Here is an 8,164-nt window from a genome sequence, read left to right as displayed (position 1 = left end):
AATAAATATCAACACCAAGTATTTTAATATCTTTCATCACCTGCTCTTTATTTAAAATAGAAATTCTGTGTTGGCGCATTATAACGCCCCCTTTAAAGAGCGCACTTTTCATTGGGTTGTTTAGCTGGTTTAACCTAGCGAATCGTAAACAGGCCCTAATTTGTTTTTTTTAAATCGTTTCTTGTGGATCAATATCTAACGACCAGCGTACTTTTCTTCGCTGGGTTACTAACAACGAAATTAATTTATTTAAAACACTATGTAAATCTTTTCGGTGCTTTGATTGGAATAATAATTGATATCGGTAACGTCCCGCTTTGCGTTCCATTCCGGCTGGGACGGGTCCTAATAAATCCACTTCTTCTTTCAACTCGTTGATCATCAATTCTTTTATTTTCGTCAAAAAATTGAGGGGTAAACTTTTCTTGACTGCTTCGGTGCGTAATAAAGCTAAATAAGTGAAAGGTGGTAGTTGTACCAATTGACGTTCTTTTAATAAAGCTTGCGCAAAAGCTTCATAACCTTCTTGGAGCAATAGGGTTAAAAAAGGGTTATTCGGTTGGTGGGTTTGAATTAATACTTCCCCTTGACGATTGACACGTCCGGCTCGGCCTGCAACTTGGGTGAGTAATTGCCCCATCCGCTCAGTGGCTCGAAAATCAGCGCTGTATAAACCGCTATCGGCGCCAATGATCGCCACTAAAGTTAAATGAGGAAAATGATGGCCTTTCGCTATCATTTGTGTGCCAATTAAAATGGGGACTTCGCGATTGTAGATTAAATTTAATTTATTTTCCATGCTGTTTTTTGTGCGCGTGCTGTCGCGATCGATTCGGACAATATCGTCATTGGGAAAACGTTGTTGTAATGCCGTTTCGAGTCGTTCCGTTCCTAAACCAACACCGATTAATTCTTGTTGATGACACTGCGGACAAGTGGGCGGGAGTTTTTTAGCCGCGCCACAATAGTGGCAATAAAGGCGCTTTGGGAAATAATGCAGTGTTAAGCGAGCATCACAACGGTTGCAGTGCATCGCCCAACCGCAACCGTGACACAATAAGGTCGACGCGTATCCTCGCCGGTTTAAAAATAATAATACTTGACCTTTATTTTTAATGTGTTTTTCAATGGAAATTAATAAATCCTCACTCATTCCAGCGATTAATTTTTTCTGGCGCAAATCAACAATTGTTAAACCCGGCAACTTTGCGTTACCAGCTCGGCTGGGCAAAGACAGTAATTGGTAACGGCGACGTTCAACATTATACAAACTTTCTAATGATGGAGTTGCTGACCCAAGCACGACGGGAATATTTTCAAATTGTCCTCGCATCACCGCTAAATCCCGCGCTGAATAGCGGAATCCCGATTGTTGTTTAAACGAGGTATCGTGTTCTTCATCGATAATGATAATTCCCGGATTTAACAATGGGATGAAGATAGCGGAACGAGTGCCGATAACAATTTTTGCGGTTCCTCTTTTCGCCATCATCCAGACTTGAGCACGTTTTTTATCAGTCAAATTGGAATGCAAAATAACCGTTGGCACATTAAATCGTTCACGAAATCGATTTAAGGTCTGAGGCGTTAATCCAATTTCGGGAACTAAAATTAAGGCTTGTTTCTTTTGCTGAATTAATTTTTCAATGCAACGTAAATAAACTTCAGTTTTTCCACTGCCAGTAACGCCGGCTAGCAAAAAAGTTTGAAATTCTTTTGAATCAATAACTTGATTGACCACATTTTGTTGATATTCATTTAACTCAAGAGAAGGCGTAGCAGCCTGATTGAGTCCCTCTATTTTTTCACTGATAATTGTTTTCCCTTGTCGAAATAAACGCGGCAAAGATCCAAGAATAACTTCCCCAACGGGATAATGATAATAATCACTGGCCCAACAATACAGGCTTAGTAAGGAAGGTGGAATTAGGGCCACTTTGTCGATAATTTCAATGATCGGTTTTAGCTTGCTCAATGGAAGCGCCGAATGAGTCACCACATCGAGTAAAATCCCGACTGTTTCTCGCCGACCAAAAGGCACCTTCAAGCGCATGCCAGGCTGTAATGGCCGGATTTCCGCATTAATGGGCAAATAATCAAAGCTTTGCCAAAGCGGCGAAGGGACAGCGACTCGCAAGATAGAAGTGGGTGGATTCATCGAGATATCTTACCGTACATGATGAAATTTTGTTATAATAATCCGCTATATTTGTTAGCATGGAGAAAACTATGCCAACTTACAGCACGAACGAATTTCGTGGCGGGCTTAAGGTAATGGTCGATGGCGATCCTTGCAGCATCATCGACAACGAATTTGTAAAACCGGGAAAAGGTCAGGCTTTTAACCGCGTGAAATTTCGTAATTTGAAGACGGGCCGGGTATTGGAGCGCACGTTTAAATCGGGCGAGACTCTGCCGGCCGCCGATGTGGTCGAAGTCGAAATGCAATATTTATATAATGATGGTAAATTTTGGCATTTCATGACATCGGAAAGCTATGAACAACACGCGGCTTCCAAAAAAGCAGTGGCTGAGGCAAAGCAATGGCTTAAAGAAGAAGCCCTTTGTATGGTGACCATGTGGAACGACGCTCCTTTGTCTGTTGAACCTCCTAATTTTGTTGAGCTTAAAGTAACAGAAACTGAACCCGGTGTTCGCGGCGATACCGCAACGGGCGGCACCAAACGTGCAAAATTGGAAACTGGCGCTGTCGTTCGTGTTCCTTTGTTTCTCAATGAAGGGGAAATTATTAAAGTCGATACGCGACGGGAAGAATACGTTTCCCGGGCAAAGTAAACCAATACCAATTCCCGTTGGCAACCCACTGCTTCGATTGAAAACCAGCGATTTCGTGCGCAATTATTAAAAAACATTCGCCAATTTTTTGCTAAACGAAAAGTCATGAAGGTGGAAACACCAATTTTATCGCAGCACACCGTGACCGATATTCATATCGACAGCTTTCAAACTACTTATTTAGATGGAAAAAAGAAACAGCATTATTATCTTCAAACTTCTCCTGAATATGAAATGCTTGAATGGTACCGTCCTGACTTTTCTTATCACGATTTAATGGATGAAATGGATGAATTATTGCAATTTATACTTCAATCTAAGAAAGTATCGCGTATTACTTACGAAGAATTATTTTTAAAACATCTGGGAATTAATCCGCATCAAACCTCCTTAAACCAATTACAATCACTCGCCAACCAATTTTCACTTGAAAACTCTAATGAATATAGCGATCGGAACAAACTATTACAATTTTTATTTAGTGAGTACCTTGAACCGAAAATTGGATTTGATGCTCCTTTGTTTGTGTATCATTTTCCTGCTACGCAAGCGGCGCTTTCAAAAATTAATCCCCAAGATCCCAACATCGCTTTATGATTCGAGGTTTATATTCAAGGAATGGAATGCGCCAATGGCTTTGAAGAATTAACAAACGCCGACGAACAACAACAGCGATTTTTGAATGATAACAAAAAGCAAAACCAGAAAAACCGTCCTTCTATTAATATTGACGAACGCTTTCTCGCCGCCTTGACTCATGGCCTGCCACCTTCCTTGCGCTGGCGTTTCCGTGGGCCTGGATTGTTTAATTATGATCAAATCGGAAAGAAAATATATTGACGACGTGATAAATTTCCCTTTGGAAATGGCTTAATCGAAATTAAATTTATTTCAAAATAAAATTTACGAAAGTAACAATTTTTAAAATAAAAATTTTTTAATCAAAATCATTTATTATTTATTTTCATTTAAAATTTTTTATTATAAAATGAATTTACGAGTTTAAAAATGTCTAGGTCGTCAACAAAAATCAATTATCCTTTTTCTAATTGTAGTCCAAATAACAAAACCAAATTACTTCAAAAAAGTTCTAAAATTAATAGTTTTTATGATAGTGGAATAGAAACGGTATCTAGTCAATTATCTCTTGCCACATAAAGTTATACGCCTATTGACCAAGAAACGACTGAATTAGAATTAAAAATATATTTATTTCTTTTTACTAGAGCACTCGATCGTAAACTTGGCCACACTCAAGAGGACAAGATCGACGATAAAGCACAGAAGGCCGGAATTGAAATTAATTTAGAGTCTTTGCATTATTTACTAGAAATTTTATACCAAAATTTAGAGCCGTAATTAGAAGAAGGCACTAATTTGATCTACAATAAATCTTCAACAGCTAGTAAAGCGCTTGAATATAATGAGACAGTTAATAGTAGTCTAGGCTAAAAAAAGAAAATCGCAAAAGATGTCGAACATAAAAATTCGCTCACTATCGTTCATATTTTTGATATAAAAATAATATCTATTTCAACTTTAATCGGCACGAGTGGAGGAATTGGAATAACGGGAGCTGGAACCATAGTGGGAATCGCTGCGGCGAGTATTTGGACAGCCATAACGGTTAGCGTATTAATTTTTTTATTTATACTGTCAGAAAATTTCGAAATATTGGAAGAAAAAATGCTGAAAAACTCTTTGAACATATAGATCAAATTGATAATGAAAAAATAATAGAGTTAATCTCAGCATTATCTGACTTTTATATTGTAAAAGAATTTGAAAATAAAAATATGAAAAAAGACTCATTAAAACTAAGTCTGAACGCTGAATCTCTTTTTAAGATATTCAAAAATATATACTATAATAAATTATTTCACTTGTCGTCCAAACTACACATTCGATAAAGAATTAAAAGAAATTGTCAAACAAGATAAAAATAGATGCCGATAAAATTCATATACATCTGATAAAATATGTTAATACTAATAAAGCTCAATCTATCTCTATAAATCTCTATACACTAATCATTCATAGTTTTACATATAATTCTGAATAATATCAAACTGTTGTAAAGACAGCAGCTGCTTTACACGCCTGGTTGTTGGCATTAGACAAAACGCTAGAAAAGAAGGATTTCCTTTTTAGAAATTCTTTTGAAAATCGATTAAAAAAGTAAGAGAAGAAATACTAAAAACAATGAAAACTTTTAAACAGGAAGTAAATAACGTTTTTATAGAAACTGACGATAGCTCTTCCGGAGTATCGCTTTTTTTCAGATGAAGATAAAATGGATAGAGTCAAGGAGTGGGTTAACAAGCAAAACTCCCATCCTTTGGTGCGTTAAGCCCTATCAAAATCGCTTCCCACCTTGGATTATTCTGTTCTCTTCTAGATCAGAAAGATAAGGCAGCTAATCCAAATGCCTCTCGACTCTCTTTGCGTCTGGGAAATAGTCATTTCAAGTATTGCAGAAAGTTAATGGTTTTATTAAGGGAGAAATAGAAAATGCATCCAATTCATATGGCTGGATAAGAAGATCTGCACCCTATTAATTTAAAGATACCCATTTATTTAGAATCCTTAAATACGGAAAGAAAAAGCCGATATAGGAACTTAATAAAGGAAAGATTACAAAAAAATGGAACAACAAGTTAAAAGGCAGAAGTCCAAAAGCAGGTCTAAAACTAAAGAGATACTCACTCACAACTCCAAAATAATAGAAACCACCACCTCGGCTCCCCTGAGCGTCGGAGCCTATGGCATTTTAGTTGGTTCTGCCACCCCATTCCTTGCTTCACAAACAAATTCGTTTATACAATCCTCGATGCATAGAGGTTTTGAGAACCTCACTGGCTCTGGATTAATGGGCACGATAATGAGTCCTATATCGAATTTGTTAAGTTCGGTTTTAGGAAATATGGCAGAAACGGCTATAACCATCGCCACACCTATCACGGTCCTTTACTTCGTTCCAACTTTATTTAGATTATTTTTTTATATTTTCAATGTATTTTGAATCAGACCCTACTCTCTTAACACTTTTATGTAATTCAACTTTAGCTATTATTGATTGTCTAACGCTACGTTTTAAAGCCCTTGGAATAGAAAAAATATCTATTAACTTGATAAAATTGAAAAATAAAATTATTAATAAAGAAAATAATAGCCTTAACGTGGAAGAAAAGACGCTTTATGATTTAGCTAAAAAATCTAAAAAATTAATAGCACTGGCCCTAAAAATAGATGAAGAAAAAATTTTTAAACCTTTACAATCTCTTGAATCCGTTACCCTGCTAAAAGCGCAGATTCAGAAATTTATTCCTAAGGTGGATGTCTGGGCTAATGAAAAAATTGACTTCTGAATTATGGTAATTGGAGCGTTAATAGACAAAGAATCTGTTCAAACGAGAGAAACATTTTTCAACACATTACAGCGCATCAGCACACCAAAAACACCGAGTAATCCCTCCAACCCACACTCACTTTTTCAGTTTGATACGGAACCGAAAAACAAACAAGGAGAAAAATTCTCCCCCACTTATCAGCCTGCTTATACCGGCCAGGTTTTCTAATGTCGAGAATATTCAATCAAGCACGGGGTCGTCCTAACTAAGGGCGCCTCGGTTTTTCACTGAAATTTGTATTTTATGGAGAAATTTCAGTGAAAATTGCTGAAATGTAGACAAATTTCAGTTGTAATGGACGTATGACTTTCAAGCGGGCTTGTTGAAGACAAAATTTAGACACTATCCATCTCGATAAGCTCTTCAAGCGCATAAAGCGTCTTTTGCGGGAAACGCTTTAGCGGATAATAACGGGTAATGATGTCCAGGGTGCCTTGATAAGTTGTTATGTTCAGATAACGTAATAAATAGCGAATGTCATCAAGATCATAAAATTTTTCCCTGATTTGTAAAGCTAAACATTTCATCACTAATAAATAATCAGGATGGCTAACAAATACCCCTAAGGTGACTTAATTCTAAAAAATAATCAAATTCTCCCCGATCGCTCAAATAACCTTTAACAGCATCATTCAGCCAATCAGCTTTCACTCCAACATGGGCGCTGACTTTGCAGCAATTTTACGAAGCTTCTGAGCAGGTTGAAATAAGGCATCGACTCCTGGGTTGCTGGACGAGCATCATAAACTAAGCACATTACTGCCCTCCCACTAAATACAATTCCCCTCCAGCGATTGATGCTTGAACTCCTCATTTAATAGTTCAAATAATTGCTTACATATCATGCTGTGTTAACTGTTGTGACATAATCACACGCGCTGCCCCACTGTTGAATCAATGAAAATGTTTCGATATCGAAACGGAGAAGGTGAATGGGTCAATAAGTACAAACGCAAGCTCATCAAATGGTTCCAAAGACAGGTTGAGAAAGGGGTTTAATCTCTCGCACCAAAGCTGGTGGTGATGTTCCCTTTTAGTTTGCTGTATATTCAATCATTGCGGCAACATAATTTTCCCAATAGGGTAAAAGACGAACTCCCGACGGATCTGCTACCATTTGCTCAAACTCTTTTAGAGTTGCTGTGTGAAAGAGATCATGCAATTCAGAAAGTAAATAATGCTTATCTTTATCACGCTTCAATTGATGAAAGCGCTGAGCGCCTCTAGAAAGAACAATCCATTCAGACATTCCCATACCAGCGTGTTTCGCAGCTCGCTGGACAGCTGCCTTCTCATCAGGAGAAACTCGGATTTGTGACTAGAGCAGCTTAGCGGCCTTTTTCATCAGACGTAGAGTATGCGCTGGCAAGCAATATTGTCAATACAAACGTATTGACTTAAAAAATAATCATCGTTTTTATTCCGATGCTCAAACATGAAAAATAAAATTCCAACGTTGGCTATTTAACAATCCCAGATGACGTCTTTTACTTTCAAGCGGGTCGCTAAAATTAGGCAAGGTTTCTGTTCCATTTTTTACCGTTAAAGTCCGGTAAATCGCCAAAATGGCCATTGGGATTGTAGGGGCCTAAATGTTTGTCCATGTTTGCTGGATCTAAATGACTCCCCACTGTGCTTCGTCCTTGTTACTACAGTCAGGATTCACGTGAATGTGGAGCCCATGAATTCTCCCTGGGAGTAGTGAAATAAAATAAAAAGAACAAAACTCCTATAAATTAATTCTTGATAGCATAAAAACTTCTTTTTCGTTTTCATCGAAAATAATTATAGAAACAATCTCCTTGACGCACCTTAAAGATATTCCTTCTCATTTTAAGTATTTCTCCATACACGAAGGAAAGCGATGAGTTTGTTTCCTGAGCAGGTGGAATTAATGGAAAGGCTTGTTTTAATTGAAGCAATTGATTATTGGGTTGAAAATAATTTCCCTTACATTT

2 protein-coding genes and 4 pseudogenes are annotated in these 8,164 nt (G+C 37.3%); 3 read left to right on the top strand and 3 right to left on the bottom strand.

Annotated elements, in window-relative coordinates; genetic code table 11:
- Positions 1-169: 169 nt before the first annotated feature.
- Positions 170-2,158: a primosomal protein N' gene (locus FIV31_RS06540; protein ID WP_280124216.1), complete on the bottom strand. Its 1,989-nt coding sequence runs from the start codon at positions 2,156-2,158 to the stop codon at positions 170-172.
- A 71-nt stretch (positions 2,159-2,229) separates the two neighbouring features.
- Between FIV31_RS06540 and efp the strand changes: the two genes are divergently transcribed.
- From efp to FIV31_RS06525, 3 genes and pseudogenes are all read left to right on the top strand, one after another.
- Positions 2,230-2,796 (top strand): elongation factor P, encoded by a 567-nt coding sequence (gene efp, locus FIV31_RS06535; protein ID WP_280124215.1) that lies wholly within the window; start codon positions 2,230-2,232, stop codon positions 2,794-2,796.
- Between the two features lie 36 nt (positions 2,797-2,832).
- Positions 2,833-3,670, top strand: a pseudogene (locus FIV31_RS06530) (EF-P lysine aminoacylase GenX).
- A gap of 1,670 nt (positions 3,671-5,340) precedes the next feature.
- A pseudogene (locus FIV31_RS06525) lies at positions 5,341-6,374 on the top strand (CBU_1819 family Dot/Icm T4SS effector).
- A gap of 167 nt (positions 6,375-6,541) precedes the next feature.
- Here the strand turns inward: FIV31_RS06525 and FIV31_RS06520 are convergent.
- Positions 6,542-7,073 (bottom strand): annotated as a pseudogene (locus FIV31_RS06520) (hypothetical protein).
- Positions 7,074-7,075: 2 nt separating this feature from the next.
- Positions 7,076-7,518, bottom strand: a pseudogene (locus FIV31_RS06515) (plasmid mobilization protein).
- Positions 7,519-8,164 lie beyond the last annotated feature (646 nt).

The sequence above is a fragment of the Coxiella endosymbiont of Ornithodoros amblus genome (assembly GCF_019425495.1).
GTDB lineage: Bacteria > Pseudomonadota > Gammaproteobacteria > Coxiellales > Coxiellaceae > Coxiella.
Note: the sequence above shows the minus strand (reverse complement) of the source record. Positions and strands in the feature narration are given on the sequence as shown.

Coding starts and splice junctions, on each gene's coding strand:
- FIV31_RS06540 (WP_280124216.1), bottom strand. CDS start 2,158: ATGAATCCACCCACTTCTATCTTGCGAGTCGCTGTCCCTTCGCCGCTT.
- efp (WP_280124215.1), top strand. CDS start 2,230: ATGCCAACTTACAGCACGAACGAATTTCGTGGCGGGCTTAAGGTAATG.